This is a genomic window from Stenotrophomonas sp. STK17_22, from assembly GCF_051983905.1.
Classification (GTDB): domain Bacteria; phylum Pseudomonadota; class Gammaproteobacteria; order Xanthomonadales; family Xanthomonadaceae; genus Stenotrophomonas; species Stenotrophomonas maltophilia_A.
On sequence record NZ_CP197010.1, the window covers coordinates 3,029,373 to 3,052,966 of the forward strand.

Annotated in this window: 21 protein-coding genes; 15 read left to right on the forward strand and 6 right to left on the reverse strand. The window is 67.0% G+C overall.

Going from position 1 to position 23,594, the window contains the following annotated elements; genetic code table 11:
* The first annotated feature begins 67 nt into the window (after nucleotides 1-67).
* Nucleotides 68-784, forward strand: coding sequence for an MgtC/SapB family protein (locus tag ACSYS9_RS14090; protein ID WP_024957423.1), 717 nt, complete (start codon nucleotides 68-70; stop codon nucleotides 782-784).
* A 15-nt stretch (nucleotides 785-799) separates the two neighbouring features.
* On the opposite strand, the gene ACSYS9_RS14095 is transcribed toward ACSYS9_RS14090, so the two are convergent.
* Nucleotides 800-1,207 (reverse strand): MerR family transcriptional regulator, encoded by a 408-nt coding sequence (locus tag ACSYS9_RS14095; RefSeq protein ID WP_049423068.1) that lies wholly within the window; start codon nucleotides 1,205-1,207, stop codon nucleotides 800-802.
* A 63-nt stretch (nucleotides 1,208-1,270) separates the two neighbouring features.
* Between ACSYS9_RS14095 and ACSYS9_RS14100 the strand changes: the two genes are divergently transcribed.
* Nucleotides 1,271-2,098 (forward strand): class I SAM-dependent methyltransferase, encoded by an 828-nt coding sequence (locus tag ACSYS9_RS14100; protein ID WP_071229086.1) that lies wholly within the window; start codon nucleotides 1,271-1,273, stop codon nucleotides 2,096-2,098.
* 86 nt (nucleotides 2,099-2,184) lie between these two features.
* Here the strand turns inward: ACSYS9_RS14100 and ACSYS9_RS14105 are convergent, their stop codons facing one another.
* From ACSYS9_RS14105 to ACSYS9_RS14120, 4 genes are all read right to left on the reverse strand, one after another.
* The gene (locus ACSYS9_RS14105; protein WP_019659952.1) at nucleotides 2,185-2,475 is read right to left on the reverse strand and encodes a DUF6959 family protein; all 291 of its coding nucleotides are present in this window, start codon (nucleotides 2,473-2,475) and stop codon (nucleotides 2,185-2,187) included.
* A gap of 121 nt (nucleotides 2,476-2,596) precedes the next feature.
* Nucleotides 2,597-3,433 (reverse strand): OmpA family protein, encoded by an 837-nt coding sequence (locus ACSYS9_RS14110; protein ID WP_071229087.1) that lies wholly within the window; start codon nucleotides 3,431-3,433, stop codon nucleotides 2,597-2,599.
* Nucleotides 3,434-3,494: 61 nt separating this feature from the next.
* On the reverse strand, nucleotides 3,495-8,522 hold the full coding sequence (locus ACSYS9_RS14115) for a YadA-like family protein (protein WP_071229088.1): 5,028 nt from the start codon (nucleotides 8,520-8,522) through the stop codon (nucleotides 3,495-3,497).
* Between the two features lie 235 nt (nucleotides 8,523-8,757).
* Complete coding sequence (locus ACSYS9_RS14120) at nucleotides 8,758-9,738, reverse strand: AraC family transcriptional regulator (RefSeq protein WP_032128070.1); 981 nt, start codon at nucleotides 9,736-9,738, stop codon at nucleotides 8,758-8,760.
* A gap of 686 nt (nucleotides 9,739-10,424) precedes the next feature.
* On the opposite strand from ACSYS9_RS14120, the gene ACSYS9_RS14125 reads away from it, so the two are divergent.
* The 13 genes from ACSYS9_RS14125 to ACSYS9_RS14185 all read left to right on the forward strand — a co-directional run bounded on the left by ACSYS9_RS14125 (nucleotide 10,425) and on the right by ACSYS9_RS14185 (nucleotide 23,058).
* Entirely contained in the window at nucleotides 10,425-10,634 is a 210-nt protein-coding gene (locus ACSYS9_RS14125; protein ID WP_049398483.1) for a Flp family type IVb pilin, read from the forward strand.
* A gap of 88 nt (nucleotides 10,635-10,722) precedes the next feature.
* Nucleotides 10,723-11,268: an A24 family peptidase gene (locus tag ACSYS9_RS14130; protein WP_032128071.1), complete on the forward strand. Its 546-nt coding sequence runs from the start codon at nucleotides 10,723-10,725 to the stop codon at nucleotides 11,266-11,268.
* Complete coding sequence (locus tag ACSYS9_RS14135) at nucleotides 11,265-11,741, forward strand: TadE/TadG family type IV pilus assembly protein (RefSeq protein WP_049398481.1); 477 nt, start codon at nucleotides 11,265-11,267, stop codon at nucleotides 11,739-11,741. The genes ACSYS9_RS14130 and ACSYS9_RS14135 overlap by 4 nt, the downstream gene beginning before the upstream one ends.
* 23 nt (nucleotides 11,742-11,764) lie before the next feature.
* On the forward strand, nucleotides 11,765-12,802 hold the full coding sequence (cpaB, locus tag ACSYS9_RS14140; RefSeq protein WP_071229089.1) for a Flp pilus assembly protein CpaB: 1,038 nt from the start codon (nucleotides 11,765-11,767) through the stop codon (nucleotides 12,800-12,802).
* An 18-nt stretch (nucleotides 12,803-12,820) separates the two neighbouring features.
* Entirely contained in the window at nucleotides 12,821-14,179 is a 1,359-nt protein-coding gene (locus ACSYS9_RS14145; RefSeq protein ID WP_049398479.1) for a type II and III secretion system protein family protein, read from the forward strand.
* Nucleotides 14,180-14,206: 27 nt separating this feature from the next.
* On the forward strand, nucleotides 14,207-15,463 hold the full coding sequence (locus tag ACSYS9_RS14150) for an AAA family ATPase (RefSeq protein ID WP_071229090.1): 1,257 nt from the start codon (nucleotides 14,207-14,209) through the stop codon (nucleotides 15,461-15,463).
* A complete protein-coding gene (locus ACSYS9_RS14155; RefSeq protein WP_032128076.1) occupies nucleotides 15,448-16,797 on the forward strand; it encodes a CpaF family protein in 1,350 nt (449 codons plus the stop codon). Before ACSYS9_RS14150 ends, ACSYS9_RS14155 begins: the two co-directional genes overlap by 16 nt.
* A gap of 2 nt (nucleotides 16,798-16,799) precedes the next feature.
* Entirely contained in the window at nucleotides 16,800-17,756 is a 957-nt protein-coding gene (locus ACSYS9_RS14160; RefSeq protein ID WP_032128077.1) for a type II secretion system F family protein, read from the forward strand.
* A gap of 28 nt (nucleotides 17,757-17,784) precedes the next feature.
* Entirely contained in the window at nucleotides 17,785-18,720 is a 936-nt protein-coding gene (locus ACSYS9_RS14165) for a type II secretion system F family protein (protein ID WP_071229091.1), read from the forward strand.
* Nucleotides 18,720-19,616, forward strand: coding sequence for a Flp pilus assembly protein TadD (locus ACSYS9_RS14170; protein WP_071229092.1), 897 nt, complete (start codon nucleotides 18,720-18,722; stop codon nucleotides 19,614-19,616). The genes ACSYS9_RS14165 and ACSYS9_RS14170 overlap by 1 nt, the downstream gene beginning before the upstream one ends.
* Nucleotides 19,613-20,071 carry a DUF3613 domain-containing protein gene (locus tag ACSYS9_RS14175; protein ID WP_032128080.1) on the forward strand — a complete coding sequence of 153 codons (459 nt, stop codon included), beginning with the start codon at nucleotides 19,613-19,615 and terminating at the stop codon, nucleotides 20,069-20,071. The genes ACSYS9_RS14170 and ACSYS9_RS14175 overlap by 4 nt, the downstream gene beginning before the upstream one ends.
* A gap of 8 nt (nucleotides 20,072-20,079) precedes the next feature.
* Nucleotides 20,080-22,245: a TadG family pilus assembly protein gene (locus ACSYS9_RS14180; RefSeq protein WP_071229093.1), complete on the forward strand. Its 2,166-nt coding sequence runs from the start codon at nucleotides 20,080-20,082 to the stop codon at nucleotides 22,243-22,245.
* A 99-nt stretch (nucleotides 22,246-22,344) separates the two neighbouring features.
* Complete coding sequence (locus ACSYS9_RS14185; RefSeq protein ID WP_043402505.1) at nucleotides 22,345-23,058, forward strand: DUF2968 domain-containing protein; 714 nt, start codon at nucleotides 22,345-22,347, stop codon at nucleotides 23,056-23,058.
* Nucleotides 23,059-23,127: 69 nt separating this feature from the next.
* Here the strand turns inward: ACSYS9_RS14185 and ACSYS9_RS14190 are convergent, their stop codons facing one another.
* Complete coding sequence (locus ACSYS9_RS14190) at nucleotides 23,128-23,514, reverse strand: hypothetical protein (RefSeq protein WP_071229094.1); 387 nt, start codon at nucleotides 23,512-23,514, stop codon at nucleotides 23,128-23,130.
* Nucleotides 23,515-23,594: the final 80 nt, after the last annotated feature.

Below are 23,594 nucleotides of genomic sequence, written 5' to 3' on the forward strand. Positions count from 1 at the left end.
TTCTGGCCCCCTCGAAATCCACGCATGGCGTGGATCTACTGTCACCTCGACCGGGTAGACTCCGGCCATGCGCTTCATTGAAACCTTCCAGGCCGGTCCCTTCGCCGACACCGTGGTCAGCCTGCTGGCCGCCTTCGTGCTGGGCACGCTGATCGGCGCCGAGCGCCAGTACCGGCAACGCACCGCCGGCCTGCGCACCAACGTGCTGGTCGCCGTCGGCGCCGCTGCCTTCGTCGACCTGGGCATGCGCATCGCCGGCAGCGCCGAGGCGGTGCGGGTGATCTCCTACGTGGTCTCCGGCGTCGGCTTCCTCGGCGCCGGCGTGATCATGAAGGAAGGCATGAACGTGCGCGGCCTCAACACCGCCGCCACCCTGTGGTGCTCGGCGGCGGTCGGCAGCTGTACCGGCGCGGACATGCTGGCCGAAGGCGTGCTGCTGACGGTCTTGATCATCGCCGGCAACACCCTGCTGCGGCCGCTGGTGAATGCGATCAACCGCATCCCGATCAACGAGACGGCCACCGAGGCGACCTACGAGGTGCGCCTGAGTGTGGATGCCGAAGCGGTGCCACGTGTACGCGAACGCCTGGTCGATGCGCTGGAGGCGGCGCAATATCCGGTCGGTGATGTGCAGGTGGTCGAGCATGCCGATGCACCCACCGATGTGATCGCGGTGCTGGTCAGTACCGCCGTCAGTGCCGATGAGCTGGACGTGGTGCTGGCACGGATGGAGCACGTGCCGGGCGTGCTGCATGCCACCTGGGAAGTCAGTACCCGCGATTGACGGGGCTGCGCGGGTTCACCCACCCGCCAGGCGCTGCTGGGCCCGCAGCAACTTACGGAACGAACCGCACTGGCGCGCATCCTGCGCTTCCGGGCAGGCCGCCGCGCGTTGTAGATGGCGGCGCACCCGCTGCAGCTGGGTGATCTGCTGCTGCAGCACATCGGCCTGTGCCAGCAGGGCTTCGCGATCCAGCGTAATGCATCCGCGCTGAGGCGGCAGCGACAACCCGATCTGCTGCAGCGACAACCCAGCCGACTGGCCAAGGCCGATCAACGCCAGGCGCTCCAGCACCTGCTCGTCGTACTGCCGGCGCAGGCCGCGACGGCCCAGCGACTGCAACAACCCGAGCTGCTCGTAGTAACGCAGGGTCGAGGCCGGCACGCCGCTGCGCTTCACCACCTCGCCGATATCCAGTTCACGCATGGGCTTGACCTCAAGTCGCCTTCAAGCATCAACCTATGGGCAACTTCCCGGCAGGACAAGGCCATGGCCAGTACATCCCCCGTTGATCAGAATGCGCTCTGGAATGGCCCTGGCGGCCAGATCTGGGTCGCCCAGCAGGCCATCCTCGACGGCCTGTTCCAGCCCATGGCCGACCTGCTGGTGGCCGAGCTTCCGCAAACCGTCACGCAACTGCTCGATATCGGCTGTGGCACCGGCGCCAGCCTGCTGGCATCAGCCGCCGCTCGCCCGGCGACACACAGCACCGGCCTGGACATCTCCGCGCCGATGCTGGCACTGGCCCGCCAGCGCGCCGAGGCGGCCGGACTGGACGCGGACTTCATCGTGGCCGATGCGCAGCAGCATCCGCTGCCCTCCGCGCACTTCGACTGGATCCAGTCGCGGCTGGGTGTGATGTTCTTCGAAGATACCGAGGCCGCCTTCGCCAACCTGCATCGTGCTGCAACGCCAGGCGCTGGGCTGCGTTTCATCGCCTGGCGCAGTGCCGACGAGAACCCGTTCATGACCACGGCCGAACGCGCGATCGGCGATGCACTTGAGCTTCCGCCGCGGGTGCCGGGAGCACCCGGCCAGTTCGCCTTTGCCGATGGCCAGCGCGTGCAGCGTCTGTTGCAGGCCGCCGGCTGGAAGGATGTGGAGTTGGTCGCGGTAGACCTGCCCTGCTCGATCGCCCGCGATGAACTGCCGACCTATGTCGGCCAGCTGGGCCCGTTGGGCTTGGCGCTGCGGAACCTGCCCGAAGACCGCGCCGACACACTTCGAAACAAGGCGCTGGCCGCGTTCGCGCCCTTCATCGAAGGCGACCGTGTGCGCGTCGATGCCGCCTGTTGGCTGGTCCGCGCCCGCGCCTGATACAAAAAAGGGGACGGAGGGGATTAAGTCGTTTCCGGCACAGCCGGGGCAAGAACGACTTAATCCCCTCCGTCCCCTTTTTCCTACTACAGCGCCTCGCCGGCGTCCGCCAGGCGCGATTCAATCAGCGCATACCACTGCTGCAGCACGTCGATCAGCATGTCCAGCTCGGCGTCGGTGCGCTGCGCGCGCCCACTGCGCAGGCAGGCCTGGGCTTCCTGCAGCTGGGCCAGGAAGCCGGCCACGGTGTCTGCCTGCAGGATCAATCCCGGCAGTCGCCGCCCGGGAATGCGCACCACCGCATGATTGCCGAGCTGGCCGTACACACTCAGTGTGGTTTCCGTCTTCATGGAAAGAGGCAGGAATTGGGCGTTCATCGCGTGCACCATGGAAAACCTGAGCCGCCGGCAGGCGTGGACAACGGGGGAGACGTGGCCACGTCCTGCCGGCGGTCAGGGGGGACTCGGGATGCCGGGGACTTGCCCCGGCGCAGGATTCTCAGCGTGGCTGCGCCACACCCGCGATCTGCACGCGCCGGTTCGGCGCCAGGCAGGCGATCAGCTCGCGACGGTTGCGCTGCTCGCACTGCACGATCGGCTCGGCCGCGCCGCGTCCTTCGGCACTGATGCTGGCTGCAGGCACGCCGCCCTGCACAAGCGCGCTGCGCACGGCCTCGGCACGTCGCTGCGACAGGGCCTGGTTGTAGCTGGCACTGCCGATACGGTCGGTATACCCGGTCACCCGGATTGACTGCACCTGACTGGCCTCGCGCACCTGCGCCAGTACGCCCTGCACGGCCTGCTGGCCTTCGGCACTGAGCGCCGCGCTGTCGAAACCGAACAGCGCATCGGCGGACAGGCGCAACGGCTGCTCCGGCAACGGCGCCGGTGCAGGCGGGGCCGGCGGCCGCGGCGGGTCCAGCACCGCCGCACATGATTCAGGCTTCCAGTAGCCGCCCTGGGCAATGCCCTTGCTGTCGAAGCGGACCTGGAACTGGCAGGTGAAGTATTCGGCCCCCTGTGCGGTGCGGAAGTTGAACAGGTAGTTCCACTCGCGCACGCCCCACATGCCTTCATTGAAATGCGGCGTGCCCAGCAGCGTGTACAGCTGGCGCTTGCTCATGCCCGGCGCGAAACGGCGCAGGTCGGCGACGTCGGGATAGATGCCTTCCTTCAACGAGGCCTTCGAGGCCTCCGGGAACTGCACGGCGGTGGTTTCGGCAGGACCTTCGGCGGCCGGCGCATGGCTGCGGCAGGCGGCCAGCAGGCCCATTCCCAGGACCAGGCCCAGCACTGCGGCCATCTGGCTGGTGCGGGCGATGCGATGCTGTTTCATGTCATTCCCCCTTTGGACGTTTCCGCGATGCCGGGCCGCGCGTGCGGCCCGGCGGCGGGGATCACCACTGGATGCCTGCACCGACGGCCACACCGGCCTCGCCACGGCTGTTGGTGGAGCCGCTGAACTTGTAGATCCAGCGCCCTCCTTCGGAGACACCGGAGATACCAACCGCCACGCCCGACTCGCCGTTGTAGCTGCCGGCGGCGACCGAGGCCATGCTGCGGCCCGCTTCGCTGGGCTGCGGCAGTGCTGCGGTGGCCATAGCCGAGGCGATACCGGCCGAGGCGCGGTTGTCGGTCTTGCGCAGGTCGCGCTCGAAGCCACCCATGCGCTCGTCGGTGTAGGCCTTCGACCAGTCCAGGGTCTGCGCCATGCCCGACTTCAACTGGTCGACGTTGACTGCGTCGGTACCGGCGGTGCCGGCGGCGACGTTACGCACCGTGGTCGGGCCGCTGTTGGTGCTGCCCAGCGTGACACTGTTGTAGTTGGTCGCGCCGTTCACCGTGGTGTCGTAACGGATCGTGCCCTGCTGCGAGGCCTGCAGCTGGCGTACGTTGACCGCGTCGGTCGCCTGCGAACCGTCGGCCACGTTGACCACCTGGCGTTCGGCACCGGCGGCACCCACTGAGACCGTGTTGGCCCGGTTCGCCACCGAACCCGCACCCAGCGCCACCGAGTTGTCGGCCTGCGCCTGCGAGCCATTGCCCAGCGCGGTCGAGTTGGCACCGGCGGCGGTGGAGCCAGCGCCACCTGCGGCCGAATTGGCACCGCTGGCGGACGGATCGGCCAGGTTGTTGGTGTTGTTGGCGCGGAAGCTGCCGGCCACGTTGGTGATGTTCTGGATCTTCTGGTCGGTGTACTTCTTCGATTCGTCGATGGCGTAGTTCACGCCGTTCTTCAGCTGGCCGACGTTGGTCGCGTCGTACGTATCGGAACCGTCGGCGACATGGGTGATCTTGCGCTCGCTGCCGGTGCTGCCGACCGAAACCTCACCGGCCGAGTTGCTGGCGCCGGTCTGGCCATAGGCGCCGGTGTAGCCGCTCTGCGCACCGACGCTGGCCACCGACCCGGCACCCAGGGCGACGCTGTTGCCGGCACTGGCGCTGGCGCCGTTGCCGACCGCCACGCTGTTGGCACCGGCCGCACTGGCCTGCGGGCCGACCGCCACCGCTTCCGCACCGGCAGCCGTTGCAGGCGCTGCGGTCGAGTTCACTGCCAGGTAGGCACTGCCACCGCTGTTGTTGGTGATGCGTTGGTTGAGGACCTTCAGCGAGCCGTCCACCGCAGTGAAGGCGGCGGTGACATTGTTGTAGTCGCCGCTGGTGAAGGTGCCGTCGGTGGCGATGCTGGAGATGCTGAACTTCGGCGCGGTCCACACGTTGGTGGTGCCGTTGTACGCGGTGGTGCCACCGAAGTAGTTGGCGATGGTGCTGTTCGTGCTGAACAGCTGGTCGCCGGTGATGGCATCACTGCTGCCGGCCAGGATGCTGCCGGCGGCGACGTTGGTGATCTTCACCGCGCCGGTGCCGGTACCCGTCAGCGTCACGCTGTTGAGCACGTTGCCACTGCCATCGACGTCGTACTTCACGGCCAGCTTGTCGATCTCATCGGTCTGGTCGGCGACGTTGGCTAGCGAGTTGCTGACCGCATCGAAGGCGGTACCGACGTCGTTGTAGCTGCCCTTGGTCACGGTGCCGTTGGCGGCGACGTTGTTGATCGAGTAGGTCGGTGCGGTCAGCACGCCGCTGGCGTTGACCGCCGCGCCACCACCGAGGTGGGTGGCCACGGCCTGGTTGGCCGCAAACAGCTGGGCACCGTTGATGGCCTCGCTGCTGGTGGCACTGACCTGGCCCGGGCCGAGATTACGCAGCGTGGTGGCCGTGCCGGTCTGGCCGAGCGTGGCACTGGCGTAGTTGACGCTGCCGTCGCCATTGAGGTCATAGCGCAGTGCCCCCTGTTCCGACGCCTGCAGCTGGCCGACATTGACCGCATCGGTCGCTGCGGTACCCGCAGCCAGGTTGGTGACCTGACGCTCAGCACCGGCGGCACCGATGGACACGCTGTTGGCACGGTCAGCCAGGCTGCCGGCACCCACCGCGATGCTGTTGGCGGCGGTGGCGCGGGCGTTGGTACCGACCGCGATCGAGTCGGCGCCGCTGGCCAGCGCCTCGGTACCGGTCGAGTTCACCCGCAGATACTTGGTGCCACCGTTGCGGATGTCGGTGATCTGCGTGTTGAGATTGACCAGCGAACCATCGACCGCGGCGAAGGCATCGGTGGCGTTCTCATACAGACCCTTGGCGATCGCACCGCCGGTGGAGATGGTGCTGATCTCGAACAGTGGTGCGGTGAATGCACCGCTGGCCGGATCGAAGGCTGCGCGACCGCCGAAGAAGCTGGCGATGGCCGCATTGGTCGCCGCCAACTGGCCGCCATTGACCGCTTCCAGGCTGCCGGCGGTGACCGCACCGCCGGCCAGGTTGCCGATGGTGGTAGTGCCGGTGCCCGCACCGAGCGTGACACGGCGATAGTTCGGATTGCCGGCACCGTCCAGATCGTAGGTCACCGCAGCGGCCGCCACATCATCGATCAGGCTGATGGCACCCTTCAGCTGGGCCACGTTGACCGCATCGGTATTGACACTACCGGCGGCCACGTTGGTGATCTGGCGCTCGCCGCCACCGGCGGTACCCACCGACACTTCACCGGCCGAGACCTGCGGCGCAGTGAGGCCATAGGCGCTGTAGCTGGCCTGGGCACCGCGCAGCGCGGCCGAGCGGTAGCCCAGTGCGACCGAGTTGGCCTGGTTCGACGTCGCCTCGGCACCGAGCAGGGTCTGCCCGTTGGCCGTGCCCACCGCACTGTCGCCGACGATCACCGAATGGCCCATGCGTGCGGCGTAGTCCGCGGTCGGCACACCGGTCGGGTTGCTCGGATCATTGGTGCCGGCGCCCGGGAAGGCGACGTTGGCATCGACCTTCGGCAGCTCGTGGCGGGCATTGGCACCGATCACCACTTCCTTCGAACCGTTGGCAAAGGCGCCGTCACCCATCAGCACCTGGTAGTCCTGCGCCGCATTGACTGCCCAGCAGGAGATGTCGGCGAGGACAATATCCAGGCACTTGGCCGCCCATGCCGGCGAATCCTTCGGCAGCAGCAGCCCGAGCAGGCCGCCCGGATTGCCGTTGTTGATGTTGTAGATGTAGCTGTCGGAGGTGACACCACCGATCAGGGTCAGGTGCGAGCTACCGCCGGTGACGGCGCCACCCAAGCCGTTGAGAGTGCTGCCGACCGGCGACAGGTTGACCACGGGCAGGCCCAGCACATTGACCGTCGAGTAGGTCTGCATCACGTTGGCGTTGCTGAGCTTGAGGTTGCCGTTGCTCAGGTAGCCGTTGCCGCCAAACAGGCTGGTGGTGGTCGGGCCAATCAGCTGCCCGACGTTGCCAACCAGGCCGCCGGTGCCGATGATCAGGCCCGCGTTCGGATCGGCCGGAGCCGGCGCCTTCGGGCTGGTCGGCGGAATCGCCGAGGGCTTGGTCAGGCCGAGGCCGCTCAGCGTGCCACCGACCAGGCCACCCACGGCACTGCCGAGATTGCCGATGGTGCCATTGAGGTTGCCGTTGAGCAGGTTACCGACGGCGCCGCCGACATTGCCGAGCGTATCGCCCAGCAGGCCACCGAGGCCGCCGGTGCTGCCACCTGTAGCGCCATTGAGTACACCGCCGACGGTGCTGCCCACCGCACCCACTGTATTGTTGAGCGTGCCGCCCACGGCGCCACCAACTGCACCCACCGTGCCAGCCGCACCATTGAGTGCGCCGCCGACGGTGCTGCCGACCGAACCGACCGTGCCGTTGAGCGCACCACCCACAGTTCCGCCGACTGCACCAACCGTGCCAACCGCACCGTTGAGTGCCCCGCCGACGGTGCTGCCGACCGAGCCGACCGTGCCGTTGAGTGCACCACCCACAGTGCCGCCGACTGCACCAACCGTGCCAACGGCGCCATTGAGCGTGCTGCCCACTGCTCCGCCCACCGCACCAACCGTGTTGCCGACGGTGCCATCAAGCACGCCACCCACGGCGCCACCTGCCGCGCCGACAACGCCGCCCACCAGGCCACCCACGCCCAGTGCGCTGTTCTGCGCTGCCACAGTCGCTTGGCCGGCCAGCTTCAGATTGCGGTCGGCCACGACTTCCTGGCCATCGGGCGCCTGCACGCGCACTTTGCCGGCAACACCGGTATCGAAAGCTGCGGTGATCGCACGATCATGGGTCTCGCCCGGCAGCTCCTCCTTTGCCGGCAACGTGACCGCTGCCGTCGCCTTGACCTGCCCCTGACCGTCGATCTGGTGGCCCGCCAGCTTCAGCTGCGAATCCACCTTGCCGTCAACGGACGCCTTGAGGCCGGACAGCGAGCCAGCGGATGCGCCAGCAACAGCGGCAGCCGCCTTGGCACCGGTATCGATCGAGGCCACCTGGGCACCGGCGATGCCAACCCTGGCCTTCGCCTGCGCATCCGCAGCCACACCGAGCGGCGCATGCGCGGACGGCGCAACGTTGGCCGCCAGCGAGGCATCCATCTTCGCCACATTGGACGCTGCGTGCCCCAGCCCGACATTGGCGCGAACATCGGCGGCCAGTGCAGGAACCGCGACCTGCTTCGGCGCGGCGTTCGCCGCCAGCTTCACCTGTACGGTAGCCGGCAGCACGTCGCGCACGATCGGCAGCGAGGTCGTACTCAGCTGCAGGCCCACACGCGCGTCTGCGCTGATCGCCGGACTGCTCTGCGCCTGGCGCGATGCCGCGGCCAGCGCGACTTCTGCGTCGACCTTGACCGGCATCGGCTGCGCGTACTTCGCGGCCAGTGCCTGCAGATCACGCAGCGACTGATTGGATTCGGATGCTCCTGCATGCCCGCTGGCCAGCGCACACAGCAGGGCCAGGGCCAGTGCGGTCGGCATCAGCAGGACACTGCGCGGATCGCGGGCGGCGCTGCCGCCGCTATCGCCGGTGGCCAGTTCCGAGGCCACAACCAGAGCATTGAGCTGGCGGTTCCATACACGCCGGTAGATGCGGTTCATGAGCATTTCCCCCGTAGGCGAACAACTGGAATGTCAGTGGACTTGCCGTTAGGCAGGTGACTGACATTTCAGCGTTTGCAACAGCGGCTGCGCACTTCATTCCGGCACGGCAATCGCGCATTCCGGCAAATCCACGGTCGGAATCGGCAGCCGGTTATGCAGAAGCGGCAACCATATCGGCAAGCGGATATGCAATTCCGGCAGGAACCGCCGGGAAACCCTTATGGGGCCTGGATCAGGCGGGCTGGCCGATCTGCGCGGGTGCGCGCATCAGCGTGTCACGCGGCAGTTCACCGAAGACCTTGCGGTAGTTGTCGGCGAAACGCGAAAGGTCCCACAGGCCACAACTGAGGGCGATGGCCTTGACCGAACGGCGGCTGGAATCGGCCATCGACAGGCTGCGGCAGGCTGCGCACAGGCGCAGCATCGACAGGTAACGATTGGGCGACGTACCGAACAGGTCCTCGAACGCGTAGCGCAACCCACGCTCACTGACACCGGCAGCGTCGCAGATCTCATTCATGTAGATATTGCGGCGCAGGTTGAGGCGCATGAAGTTTTCCGCCCGCTGTGCGATCAGATAATGCGTGCGCCGCGCACGGCTGCAACCTGGGCGTTCGGCGGAACCCGCACCCAGCAGTGCCTGCACGTGTTCGTGCAGCAGCCGCTCGGTTTCTTCCGGCTGCAGGCCCGTGCCCTGGCCCAGCTGCAGGTGCAGCTGCTGGTAATGCTGTGCCAGCGGGGCGGCCTCGCTGGCGAGATTGAACAGTGAAAGCGCCTGTCCGGCCGGCGGCGTGCTGCGCAGGCTCAATTCGGTCAGCTTGCGTTGCACCCGTGCCACCGGCACCAGCATCAGGGTCATGTGCGTGCCCGGGCTCAGGGTGAACTCGCTGATGCCCTCGGGCATCACGGTCAGCGCCATCCCAGGGGCAAGCGGTACGCCATGGCACCAGCTCAGGGTTTCATCGGTCGCATGCAGATACCCCAGCATCGCCCAGTCCGGGGGCAGCATGAAACGTCCACGGCAATGGAATCCACAGCTGATGCTGCAGAACAACGCCTCCTCGTGCACGCGTGACGCGAAGGCCGCCCGCGGCCCATTGCCATCGAGCAGAAGCAGTTCGACATCACATACACGAAGCACGCCGCTCAGCGTCGCCAGGTCGATCGACCGCAGGCCGCTGTCGTCGCTGTCTCCTACCCCACCATCGACCATGACAGTGTCGTCCCCCCGATTATCCGCCGTGCGGTACGGCCCCCACTGCCTGACAGGGCGCGCACCTCTCATGGAATCTATTCCATCACCGGAATGCGCGCCGCCAAGGTGCGGACCCCAAAAGAAACGCGAGTACTTGAATGCGAGTATGCCCGATAATTCAGCGGGGTAAACATCTGCACCGCGTTGAATAAGATGGATACAGAGGTGAAAATCAGATTGTCGCGTTTGGCACGGTTTTCGCATGCGACCTGAAGCCTGCCTCACATTATCTGCACGTCGATGAATCGTTGTGCGGGCGAACGGATTTCCGTCACAGAACCCGGCCTGAAAATTAAGGAGCAATGGGATTCTGCCGAATTTGCATATAGGTTCCGGTTGCAGCCGGCCGCCATTCAGGCAAAGTCGATAACACGGTGATCCGGTCTTTGATAATGACCGCACCCAGGGGGACAGCATGACCATGCACGTATCGCTCGACACGTCGACCACCGGCCCCGCGCCGCGCGGTCGCGGTTGCGCGAACGGCGTCCCGCCTGGAAACGATCACCCTGCTTGAGCACAGCGGGTCCATCCCGCCGTGCCTCCTCCGCCAGGACGTGCGGAGGTCCACGGACGATCCCGGCGGAGCCGGGCCACCGCCCAACAGGTGTCCTGTAGCAGACAGGTAGAGGGAGACAAACGTCATGAACGCATCGATCCGCAAGTTCCTGAAGGAAGAAGATGGCGTTACCGCACTCGAGTACGGCCTGCTGGCGGCTGTGATTGCCGGCATCCTGATCGCGGTCGGCAATGCGCAGATCAAGTCCTTCTTCGAGACCTTGTTCACCAATCTCTCCGCATTGGCCACCAAGGCCTCCGGTAGTGCAGCACCGCCTGCCGGCGGCGGGGGCTGACCGGGACCGCGCGCAGCCGTCGGCTGCGCTTGCGGCTCATTGCAGAAGGCGGCGGCTGACCGTCCACTGACGGACAATGGAGGGTGCCATGACACTGCTGGGATTGCTGGCCATCGGTGTGTGCCTGCGGATCGCGATCAGCGATCTGTACGCCCGTCGGGTGCCCAACGCCTGGCTGCTGTCCGCATGCGCGATCACCGTTGTCGTGCTCATCGCCGGACAGTTCAACGCGCCGCGCCTGCCGTGGGCTTCCCACGTTGCCGGCGCGGCGCTCGGCCTGGTCGCATTGCTGCCTTTCCATGCAGTGCGTTGGATGGGCGCCGGTGATGTCAAGTTCTTTTCGGTACTGGGATTGATGCTGGGCTGGCAGGCACTACTGCCGATCTGGATCGCGGCCAGCCTGGCAGCGGGCGCACATGCCGCACTGGTGCTGGTATCGCGACGGTTGGGTCCAGTACTGCCCATCGGCCTTCAAGCCCATATGCATCGGGCAAGTTCGCAATGGCATTCGCACCCGGCGCTGCGCGGGATGCAGAGCGCCCGCCAGGGACGCCAAGGCATTCCCTACGCCGCCTACCTGGCGGTATCCGCCATCGCCTGGGTCCTGATCAGCACGTACGGAGGTGTGGCATGAACATCCACAACCGACGCCGGCAACGTGGCGCGGCCAGCATCGAGTTCGCGCTGATGTTGATGCTGGGCCTGCTGCCGCTGCTGCTGTTCACGTTCTCCGGCGTAATGATCATGGCGGCCCAGCAGACGTTGGCAACCGCCTCGGCCGAGGGTGCACGTGCATCGCTGCGCTATGGCAGCGCCAACGAACGCCGTACTGCCGCCTGCGTTGCAGCGCGTAGTTCGATGCAGTGGCTGCTGAACTTCTCGGGTCAGCCGGTCGACTGCAGCAATGGCGGAAACAACGCCATTCTGGTTTCCGCGCAGGCCCCCTGCGCCGGACTGGCCAGCGCCCAGTGCATGACCGTGACGGTCAGCTACGACTACGCAAGCCATCCCTTCCTGCCCGGCACCGCCACGCTTTACAAGTGGGTGATGCGGGCTCCCATCCGCAGCGTCGCGGTCGCTCAGCTCGACCTCGGCAGCGGCAACTGACGTTCGGTACAGGAGACGGTTCCATGCTCAAGTTGACCCGCATTGCTGCCGTCGCCCTGATCGGGCTGGCCGTGCTGCTGGCGGTGATCGCCTTGATGATCGGGCGCAAGCCGGCCGCACCGGCAACGGTTGCCCCGGTAACGCAGAGCGAAGCCCAGGCGATCACCGTGGTGGAAGCGGTGGCGCGACTGCCGGCCGGCGAACCGATCTCTGCCAACGGACTGCGTCTCGCACAGCGCAGCGCCCCGGTTTCCGGTGCCGCCACCAGCATTTCCGCCGTGGTCGGAAAGGTGCCGGTGCAGGACATCGCCGAAGGCACGGCGATCAGCAGCAACGCACTCGCGCAGGGATTCTCGCTGCAGCTGCGCCCCGGGGAACGCGCACTCGCGGTCCCGGTCGACGAGCTGGTGGGGGCCGGCAACCGCATCCTGCCCGGTGATTTCGTCGACGTGTTCCTCAACTTGCGCACTGCCCAATCCAACCCCAGCGGCCCGGCCGACGCAGCGCAGACGCGCCTGCTGCTGTCGCGCCTGCGCGTGCTCAGCTATGGCCAGCAGGACATCGCCCCGGCCAACCATGACGCTGTTGCCAGCAACGAGGCTGATGGCCGCAACGATCCGCGCGCCGCCGACATCACCGGAAGCAGCAGCACCCAGAGCACGGGCAGCGGGACCGCCCAGCCGGCACGCAGCGCGGTATTGGCGGTGTCGGTGGCCGATGCCAACCGGCTGCTGCTGGGTGCACAGCAGGGCAAGCTGTTCCTCGCCCTGCGCAACCCTGCCGATTCCGGCCAGCCCGATCTGGCGCTGTTCCCGCAGGCACGCGGGGTGATTGATCCCCTGCGTGGCCTGGATGCGGAACAGCAGCTTGCGCTGCAGCGGCCAGAGAATCACGCCTTCGCCGGCATCGACGGCGATGCATTGGCCGGCCGCAGCAACGCGCCCGCGCGCAGCACCCAGGATGCCCCGGCACACGCACCCGCACCACGGCGCAGCGCCCCACGCGCATCGGGCATCGAAATCATCCGAGGTGACAGCTCCGCCCCCCGTGGTTCCCTTTGACCTGCATCGAGCGCATCCATGACCGAACGTCGCCGCAGTCCACGCCCTTCCCCCCGCCAGCGCTGGCTGGCCCTGCTGCTGGTGCTGCTGGCACCGGCGACAAGCGTGGCCGCCGACGACCTGGTGCTGCAGGCGCGTGAGCAGCGCCCCTGGACCCTGCCGGGTGATCTGGAGCGGGTCGCCATTGCCGATCCGGGCGTGGCCGATATCGTGATGCTGCGCGGCCAACGCCAGGCCCTGCTGGTCGGCAAGGCGCCGGGCACCACCACGCTCCTGCTCTGGCACCGCAAGCAGACCGAACCACAGCGCCTGCAGGTGCGGGTACAAAGTGCGGTGCAGGGTGCGGCCGATGCCGGCGCGAACGGGCTGGTATTCACCCAGCAGGACAATCAGGGCCTGCTGCAGGGAAGCACCGAGAGCGTGCTGTCGCACATGCAGGAGCAGAAGACTGCCGCCATGGCCCTGGGCAAGGATGGCCTGCTTGCCGACGCATCCACGGTGAGCAGCGGCGGCGTGGTCCAGGTCGAGGTCAAGGTGGTCGAGTTCAACAAGACCGCACTGAAGCAGATCGGCATCAGCTTCCAGAACCGCAATGGCAACTTCGCCTACGGCTTCGCCCGCCCGGGCGGCCAGCTGCCGGGCAATACCGGCATCCTGCCCGGCATGAAGGAAGGCAACTCCGGCAACGAAGCCGAATCGCCCATTTCTTCGGCCTTCCGCCTGGTGTTCGGCTCGACCAAGGGCCTGTGGAATGCCGACGTCGACCTGCTGCAGAGCAATGGCATGGCGCGTGTGCTGGCCGAACCGACACTGGTCGCGCTGTCCGGGCAGAGCGCCAGTTTCCTGGCCGGCGGCGAGCTGCCGATCCTGGAACCGCAGGGACTGGGCACCACCACCATCACCTACAAGCCCTTCGGCATCGGCCTGACCGTGACACCGACGGTACTGGCACCGAACCGCATCGCCCTGAAAGTCGCACCGGAAGCCAGCGACCTGGACTACAGCAACGCCATCGCGCTCAACGGCGTGCAGATTCCCTCCATCACCACCCGCCGCGCCGACACCACGGTCGAACTGGGCGATGGCGAGAGCTTCGTGATCGGTGGCCTGGTCAGTTCCAACGTGGTTTCCAGCGTCGGCAAGATCCCGCTGCTGGGTGACCTGCCGATCATCGGCTCGTTCTTCCGCAACTTCGACTACAAGCGCCAGGACAAGGAACTGGTGATCATCGTCACGCCACGCCTGGTGAAGCCGCTGGCACGCAACACCGAGCTGCCGCTGCCCGGCGACCGCGAGGCCAAGCCGCACATGCCCGAATGGGGCGCCTGGCTGCTGGGTCCTATCAGCCAGGACCCGGTGCCCGGCTTCTCACGCTGATTCCATGATGCCTGCGATACCACGCCCATGCCCTACGCCACTGCCCAGCCGCTGCATCCGCAAGGACCGCCGATGAACCTGGTCCTGTACGGAATGGATCGCGAACTGCTGCCCCGGCTGGCGGCGAAACTGCCGCCAACCACCACCCTGCACTGGCAGGACAGCAGCACGCCGACCTCCGCCCAGGACCTGCAACGCGGGCCGCAGAGCCTTGTGCTGCTCGACTTCCGCCCGGAACATGCGGCCGCCTCCAGCGTGCTGGCGCAGCAACTGCAGCAGACCGAGCCGGATCTGGCATTGGTCGCGGTCGGTGCCACCAGTGCCGGCCAGGTGGAAGGCGTTGTCATCGCATTGCGGGCGGGCCTGCGTGATGTGCTGGACCTGGACAGCGACAACGTCGGCATCGAGGCCGCGTTGCGTCGCGCCCTGTCACCACGACCGGCTGCCGCCGCGCAGCAGGCGCACAAGGCCCGCCTGATCGTCCTGCTGGGCGTGCGCGCCGGGGTCGGCACCAGTACGCTGGCCGCGCATCTTTCGGTGCTGGCACAGCAGACCCGTGCACTGGCACAGGGCGAGGCACTGCAGCAGGATGGCCTGCTGATGGAGCTGGCCCAGCCTTCGGGCGACCTCGCCCTGTACCTCAACCTGGACAGCCGCTTCCACTACGAAGACGCGCTGCGCAACGCCAGTCGCATCGACGCCACCCTCGCCCGTACGGCCATGGCCCGTCACGATTCCGGGCTGGTGCTGCTGGACCGCGCCAGCGGCAGCGATGCGGTACCGCCGTCCGATCCGGGTGCGCTGCTGCAGCGCCTGCGCACCGTGTTCGCCAGCGTGCTGTGTGATGCCGGTGGCTGCCCGCTGCGTCAGCTGCCGCCGCTGCTGCTGGACCAGGCCGACGAGATCTGGCTGGTCACCGATGCCTCCATTGCCACACTGGTGTCGCTCGACCAGGCACTGAAGCATCTTGCCGGCCAGCGCGAACGCGAGAAGCGCCTGCAGCTGGTGATCAACCGCCACGATGACAGCAGCGGCATGGGCCCGGAGCAGATCGCGCGCCGCTTCGAGGTTCCCCTGCTTGCCACGCTTCCCGAACGACCGCGCGTGCGCCTGGCTGCCAGCCAGGGCCACCTGCTGCTGCAGGATGCGCCGCGCGACCCCTACCTGCGTGCCCTCGCCCCGCTGGTTTCGCGCCTGGATCCGGCTGCTTGCCCGGTCCAGGCGCAGGGCCTGCGGGAAAGACTCTCCCTTGCCCTGGGTGGATCGCAATGGAAGACAAGGTAACCCCGTTCCCGCATGCCGTTGCCCGGCCGGTGCTGCCCGAAAGCTCGCCGGGCCATCAGCCGTTCGCGCAGACCGAGCAGTACCAGAAGGTGCTGTCGGCCGCGCATGAGCACCTGCTCAACAGCATCGAGGACGAGCGCATCGACATCGATTCCTGGGCCCCCGACACCATCGCCCGCTGGGTGCAGGTGCAGACGGTGAGCTTCATCCAGGAATGGCGCATCCCGATCAACGAAGAGGAGATGCAGGTGGTTGCCGACGGCCTGGTCAAGGAGCTGACCGGTTTCGGCCCGCTGGACGACCTGCTGCACGACCCGTCCATCGAAGACATCCTGATCAACGGTTTCAAGGATGTGCACGTGTCCCAGGGCGGCCAGCTCAAGCGGGCCACCCAGCGCTTCACCGACGATACGCATCTGCTGCGCATCCTACGCCGCATCCTCGCCCCGCTTGGGCGCCGCCTGGATGACTCCAATCCGATGGTCGATGCGCGCCTGCCCAACGGCGGCCGTCTCAACGCGATCATCTCGCCACTGGCGGTGGATGGACCGATGGTGTCCATCCGCAAGTTCCGCAAGGACCCGTTCACCCCCGATGAACTGCTGGCCAAGGGCACCTTCGATGCGCCGATGCAGGCCTTGCTGAAGGCGATGGTACTGGGTCGCTGCAACATCCTGGTGTCCGGCGGCACCAGCTCGGGCAAGACCTCACTGCTGAACGCCCTGGCCAGCTACGTCCCCGCGAACGAGCGCGTGATCACCGTCGAAGACACCGCCGAGCTCTCGCTCAACCACCCGCATGTAGTTCGCCTGGAAAGCCGTATCGGCGGCGCCGAAGGGCACGGTGCGGTCAGCATCCGCGATCTGGTCCGCAACAGCCTGCGCATGCGCCCCGACCGCATCGTCGTCGGCGAGGTGCGCGGTGCCGAGGTGCTGGAAATGCTGCAGGCGATGAACACCGGCCACGATGGCTCGATGGCCACCATCCACGCCAATTCGCCCCGCGACTGCCTGTACCGGATCGAGATGCTGGCCGGCTTTGCTGGCTTCCAGGGCAGCGAGGACAGCCTGCGCCGACAGATCGCCAGTGCCATCGACTTCATCGTGCAGATCTCGCGCCTGGGCAGCGGGCGCCGCGTGCTGGTCTCGATCACCGAGATCACCGGAGTCAGCGACAACCTGATCACCACCCAGGAAATGTTCCGCCACGAGCTGCAGATCGACGGCAACGGCAAAGAGATCGATCGCTGGGTCGGGCTGGGCTTCCATCCGCACTCGCACAAGCTGGAGCCGTTCCGCCAGCAGCTGCGCGAATCGCTCTACGGAGACTTCTGAGCATGGGAACCGGCGCGCTGCTGGGCATGCTGAGCATCATCGCGGTGCTGCTGGCGCTGGCAGCCTGGCTGTGGGGCACGGCCAGCAGCCGTGAGCAGCGCCAGGTTTCAATGCGGCACGCCGAGCAGCAGCTTTCGCGCGGAAGCGCCACGGGCGGAGCACCCGCCGGGCCGTCCGTCACCGCTGCCAACGACCCGGCGCGGCCCGCCAGCGCCGGGCGCCGCGTGCTGCCGCTGGATGGCCTGCTGCAGCGCGCAGGGCTGCAGACCGGCTGGAAAATTCCCATCATGCTGCTGGTACCGGGGCTGGTACTGTCGGTGGTGGCGATGCTGCGGCTGGGCACCGCATGGATGTTTCCGCTGACCCTGCTGCTGTACCTGCTTGGCTGCTGGCTGTGGGTGATGCGGCGGACCACGAAGCTGCGTGCGCAACTGCTGCATCAGCTGCCGGACTTCCTCGACAACCTGGTGCGGCTGACCGCACTGGGCAACAGCCTGCAGGCAGCGTTCCAGGTTGCATCGATGCAGACCAGCGCGCCGTTGCGCGGGCTGCTGGACACCACGGTGCGCTTTGCACGCAGCGGCATGGAGCTGGACCGTGCACTCGCACAGGCCTCGCATCCCTATCGCATGGATGTGCTGAAGGTGTTGTCGGTGGTGATCGGTGTCAGCGTGCGCATCGGCGGGCGCTCCGACCAGATCCTGCAGCGCATGGGCGATTTCATGCGCGATCTGGAACAGGCCCAGCAGGAGCTTGCAGCGACCACCTCGGAGACGCGGATGTCAGCGTGGGTGCTGGGCCTGTTGCCACCGGCCTGCGCGGTATTGATGGCGATCACCAGCCCGGACTTCTTCCAGCCGGTGCTGCACGATCCGCTCGGCCACAAGATCCTGCTGCTTGCACTGGGCATGGAACTTGTCGGTGGCTTCCTGCTGTATCGCCTGGCCAAGTCGCTATGAACCCCCTTCGCCCCGCCGGAGACAACCGATGAGCGCCAGCGCCTGGTTCGCCCTCTCCCTGCTCGTGCTGGCCGCCGGTATCGCCCTGCTCGGTATCGGCGGCTGGGTACGCAGCCATCGTGAGCAACGTACAACGGCCACCTTGAAGACCGCCCTGCAGCCGCGCGAGGCGTCCCGTGACACCGAGCCTGCGCGGCACGATTCGCTGGGCTGGCTGGAACGCTTCGGCCGTGCCCTCAGCGGCGGCCGCCTGGAAACGGCATTGCTGGCCAATGAAGACCGGCTGCTGTTGGATCTGGCCGGGTGGAACACCCGCCGCGGTACGGCCATCTACCTCGGCCTGCGCCTGCTGCTGGCCGTGCTGGTGCTGGTACTGGCGCTGACATTCAGCAGCGTCACCGGGCTGGCCAGGATCATGGTGATCATCGGCGCCCTCGCCGCCGGCCTGCTGCTGCCCAAGTTCGTTCTCTCCTCCTGGGTGAAACGGCGCCGACGAGCGGTCGACAACGAGCTGCCGCTGCTGATCGACCTGCTGCGTCTGCTGCAGGGCGTGGGCTTCAGCATGGACCAGAGCCTGCAGACGCTCGGCGACAAGCTGCGCGATGCATTGCCGGTCCTCGGCGGCGAGCTGCAGGAGGCCAACATCGCCTATACCCACGGCCGCACCCGCGCACAATCCCTGCGCCGGCTGAGCGAGGTCTATGCCGACGATGACCTGACCAGCCTGATGCAGCTGATCCTGCAGGTGCACGCCCATGGCGGCGCGGTGCAGGAGCCCCTGCGGCAGTTCAGCATCCGCCTGCGCGAACAGCGTCGCAACACGCTGAAGGAAAAGGTCGGCAAGCTCTCGGTGAAGATGACCGTGGTGATGATGCTGACCCTGCTGCCAGCGTTGATGCTGGTCCTTGCCGGTCCGGCGCTGGTCGCGCTGGCCACCACCATGTCCAAGATGGGGTCCCCCTGATGCCTGCCCTGCGCACTTCCTGCCTGATTGTTGCCCTGGCTGCCGTTGCCGGCGCCAGCGGCTGTGCATCGACCACGCCGAAGTACCTGCGCGCGCCCAGCCTGGCCGCGCCCGAACCGGCACCGCAGGACAGCCGCAATGCCTACCTGGAGCTGATCGAGCGCATGCAGCAGCAAGGCGCATGGTATGCCTCGCTCGCCCACGTCGACGCCTTCCGCCAGCGCTACGGCGATCCGCCGGCGTTGCGCCTGCTGCAGGCCGACGCGCTGCGCGAGACCGGCCAGGCCGATGCCGCGGTCACCCTGTACCGCGATCTTTCCAGTGGCCCCCAGGCCGCCGCGGCCGCCCATGGCCTGGGCCTGATTGCCGCGCGCCGCGACGACGACGCCGGCAGTGAGCAGGCGTTGGCGCGGGCGACCGAACTGCAGCCATTGAATACAAGTTATCTCGGCGACCTGGGCTATGCGCGGCTGCGCGCCGGGCAGTTCGAGCGCGCGCGCGAACCCCTGGCCAAGGCGCTGGAGCTGTCGCCGGGCAATGCCAAGGCCACCGCCAACCTCGCCCTCTGGGCGGTACTGCGGGGCGACTCCGCCACTGCCGAACGCCTCGCCCAGCAAGCGAACCTCAACGACGAGACCCGGCTCAGCATCGAGCAGCAGGCGGCGCAGATCCGTGCCCGCCTGCAGCAGCGCCAAGCCGCAGCGGCAGCCGCCGCAGTCGTGCCGGCCGCTGCCCGTGCTCTCGCCAGCGATGCCGCCGGCAACCCGCCCGGCGCCACGCGACTGGCGGCGGAACCGCGCCGCGACAGCCGCGATGAACGCGATCCGCAGCGCCTGCCGCCCTCGATGCTGGAACGCTTCAGCGCCTCCGACCACCCGAACGGGAACACACCATGACCGCGACGCCCCTGACCCGACGCCTGCTGCCCGTTCTGATCTGCCTGCTGCCAGCCGCCGCCGTGCAGGCGCAGCAACAGCCGCTGACCGGGCAGATGCTTGGCGGCAGCACGCCGGCTGCGTCGGCTTCGCAGCCGCTGCAGTCCGAGTCACTGCCCACCGTGGACCTGGCGGCCCCGCCAGCACCGGTGCCTCAGGCGGCGCCTGCAGCAGTGGCCAACACCGACGGCAGCACTGCAGCCCCGCGGCCCGGCCGCAGCCAGATCGGCGATACCACGCGCAATCTGTTCCGCCTGCAGGCATCGGGGCAACAGGCCGGACAGCACCTGCCGATCCTCGGCGACCAGGCGACGCTGAGCTACGCCCGCTACATGAAGAGTTTCGAACACGAGATCCCGGACTTCTTTGAAGCCGATGTCGCCAAGTCCAAGGGATCATCCTCATCCGGACGCTGAGGTAGGCCATGAAACGCCCACGCCAGTTCAGTTTCAGCCGCCCACGGGGCGGCATGTCGATCACCATGATGCTGGTCATGCTGGCGCTGCTGGCGATGCTGGGCCTGATCGAGATCGGTTACCTGTTCTGGGCCAAGCGCGATGCACAGAAGGTCGCTGATCTGGCTGCACTGGCCGGAGCGCAGCGACTGGAACTGTGCACCTCGGACAACAGCGACAACAGTGCTGCGCGGCAGAGCGCACTCACCCAGAACACCTTCGCAGGAAGCCTGGAAATCCGCTGCGGAAACTGGAACGTGACCCGCGCCACCGAAGGGCACTTCAGCCCGGTCGTCGATGCAGCGAATCAACGCAACGCTGTCCGTGTCATCACCCGCCGCGCGGTGCTTCCCTTCTTCGGGCAGAACAGCAGCCTGCCGACCGTGACCGCCCAGGCGGTAGCGCGCCGTGCAGAACCGACGGCGGTTTTCAGTGTCGGCTCGCAACTGCTGCGTATCAATGGCAACACGCCACTGGGAAATGTCCTGAAACTGGTGGGCGCCGACCTCGACAAGACCACCCTGCTCGGCTACGACGGCCTTGCACAGGCGCATATCACCCCGAATGGACTGCTGCAGGCACTGGGCATTCCGATCGACGTCAACATGGGCGTGGCGGAGTTCAACAATCTGCTGGCCGGCCGCAAGGTCAAGCTGGGCAAGATTCTTCAGGCGACCGTTGACCTGCTCACCCAGCAGGGCGTTGCCCACGTGGACCTGAGTGCACTGGAAAATGCCCTGGTCGTGAAGGGCATCGACCTCAAGCAGCTGGAGGTGAAACTCGGCTCCGATGACAGCGGTGGCGGCCTGTTCGCACGCGTGGTCGCGCCGGATGGAACGATTTCCAGCGCGCTGCAGGCCGATGTCAATGTGCTGGACCTGATCGGCACCAGCATCAGCATCGCCAATGGCGGCCGTGCGGTCTCGGTCGATGAACTCAACCTGCTGGGCCTGGTCAATGCCAAAGCCGCTGTGGTGGAACCGCCGTCCATCGCCATCGGTGGCGTTGGCTCGCGCGCTTACAACGCGCAGATCCGTGTCTTCCTCGACATCGACACCAACAACATTCCGGTTGCAGGCGGCGTGCTTTCACTGCTGGGCATCCGCCTGAAGCTGCCGGTCCATGCGGACGTGACCAATGCAATGGCGACCCTGACCAGCCTGCAATGTGGCAGCACGCCTCCCACGGCGACGATCAAGGTCGAGTCTTCCGTGCTGCGCGCCTGCGTCGGCAAGGTGGCCGACAGCGAGCGGTTCTCCAAGCAGAATGTCTGTGGCGACACCCTGCAGAAGGAACAGATGCTCACACTGCTCGGCGCGCCGTTGATCAATGACAGCATCAAGGTCAATACGCTGACCGACACGCAAAGCCTCACCCTCCCCGCCGGCGCGACCGGTTCAACCCAGGTCAACTCCCTGGAGGTGGGCACCGCCGTGTCCGAGCTGGTCAGCGAACTGCTGCGCGTACTGTCCGGCGTGCTCGATCCGCGCGACGATGGCATGAGCCAGGGCTCGACCGCAGCGCAGTTGGCCGATCGCTACCTGAAAGCAGCCAACGTTGGTCGCAATCGCTACGACGTCGATGCGTCCATCAAGCTGCTTGAACTTGGCGACCAGACGCGGGGGTTGAAGCCCTTGGGCGCGTGGGATGTACCCAAGGGTGTTCCAAAACCCTGCCTGGTGGGCCTGCTCACATGCTGGGAGGATGGCTCGGTCTGGAAAGGCTATCGCACGGCTGTGACTGGCGAAGGGCTGGGCGTGCTGCCGGCACTGCTGGGTAGCCTGCTCGGCGGACTGACCGTCAACCGGTGTGCAAGCCTGCTGATTTCCTTGAGCGACCAGGCCTACAACAACTGCATGACGCAGAACCTCGCGTCTTACCTGCAGACCGCCCACGACGGCTTCCTGGACCAGTTCGCCGGCGACGGCGTCACCGCCCCCGGCAATGGCCCGGTCAGTTGTTCGGGCCTGCTGTGCTTGCTGCTGAAGCCCGCCCTGGACGTCCTGAAGCCGCTGCTCAACAGCGTCGGCTCCCTGCTGCGCTCGCTGCTGGCGCAGGTGCTGGGCCTGGAACTGGGCCGTACGGATGTGCATGTCCAGTCCATCCAGTGCACGCCCGCACAGCTGGTCTACTGACCCGTGACGGGCGCCCTTGGCGGCGCCCGCGCACATGCTAGACTCCCGGCGGGGAACCACCTTCATCTCAACCCACACTCATCCGTGGATGGTCTAGACATGCGAGAAACTTCAGGGGGCGCGGTCTTCGCCCGGCACGCGCGCGGCGCGGCACTGCTGGCCGTGGCCATGATGCTGGTGGCACCGGCGGCGATGGCTGCCCGCGGCGACCGCGAAGCAGCCGCAGAGCCGGCCGCACGTACCGCACCGGTGGTGCGCAACACCGTTGACGAGCTCAAGCAGCTGATGGATGCCCGCCAGCTCACCGAGCTGCGCACCACCTACAACGGCAACTACGGCGCCAGCCTGCTGTTCAATGCCAACACCCTGACCTACTACGTCGCCCTGTTCCAGGAGAAGAACTTCTGGCGGGTGATCAAGACCGATGCCGTCGACAACGCCGAGCGTGTCTACCGCACCTTCGCGCAGCAGTCAGAGCAGCTGGCCCAGGTCTACATCGACACCACCCGACTGGAAGCCGGCAAGCGCTATACCGAGCGCCTGGTGGCCTACAACGAGGAGCGCCTGCGCACCCTGCAGCAGGAAATGGAACAGCAGCAGGCACAGTCGGCCCAGGTCAGCGCTGCCCTGCAGCAGGCCCAGCAGCAGGCGGTCAGCCTGAGCAGCGACGTGCAGAGCACCAACAGCCAGCTGGATTCCCTGCAGCGCCGCATCCAGATCCTGCAGGCCGAACAGGGCAACCCGGAGCTGAGCCTGCCCAAGCCGGACAGCGTGCCCTCGCCGGCACCGGCGGCCGCCAGCGACGGTCGCTGAGGTCCAGCGCCTGGCGTGCCGTCCAACGGCGCCTACGGGCGCCGTTGTCGTTTCCGGCACCATTCCATTTCAACGGCACGCCTCATGCACGGCATCGTCCAGTTGCCGGCGCTGCACGAAGTCCATGCGCTTGCCATTGGCCAGCACCTTCCCACGATGCTGCCGCGCGCGCTCACAGGCGGCGGGATCCGCGCTGATCGGTATCACTGCAGCCCGCGCACGCCGCTGCTGCACCACACGCGGACGCATTGAAGCTGGGCTCGCTGCCTTGGCCGCGCTCGCACCTGTCGAGGGCGGCTCCGCCGGCACCTCCCAGCGCCATTCCGCGCGCCCCTGGCACGGCGTCTGCTGGTAGACCGGATGCGGCCCGTCCACACATTTGTAGACGTTGGTCTGAGCATGCGCCCCCGTGGCCAGCAGCAGGTACAACAGCGGGCTCCAACACGCGTTCGACATTGCAGGCTCCTCGTCAGGGCTGCCGCCATCCTCGATGCCGGCACGGCTTCGTGCCAGAGCGATACACGTCACATCCGGCG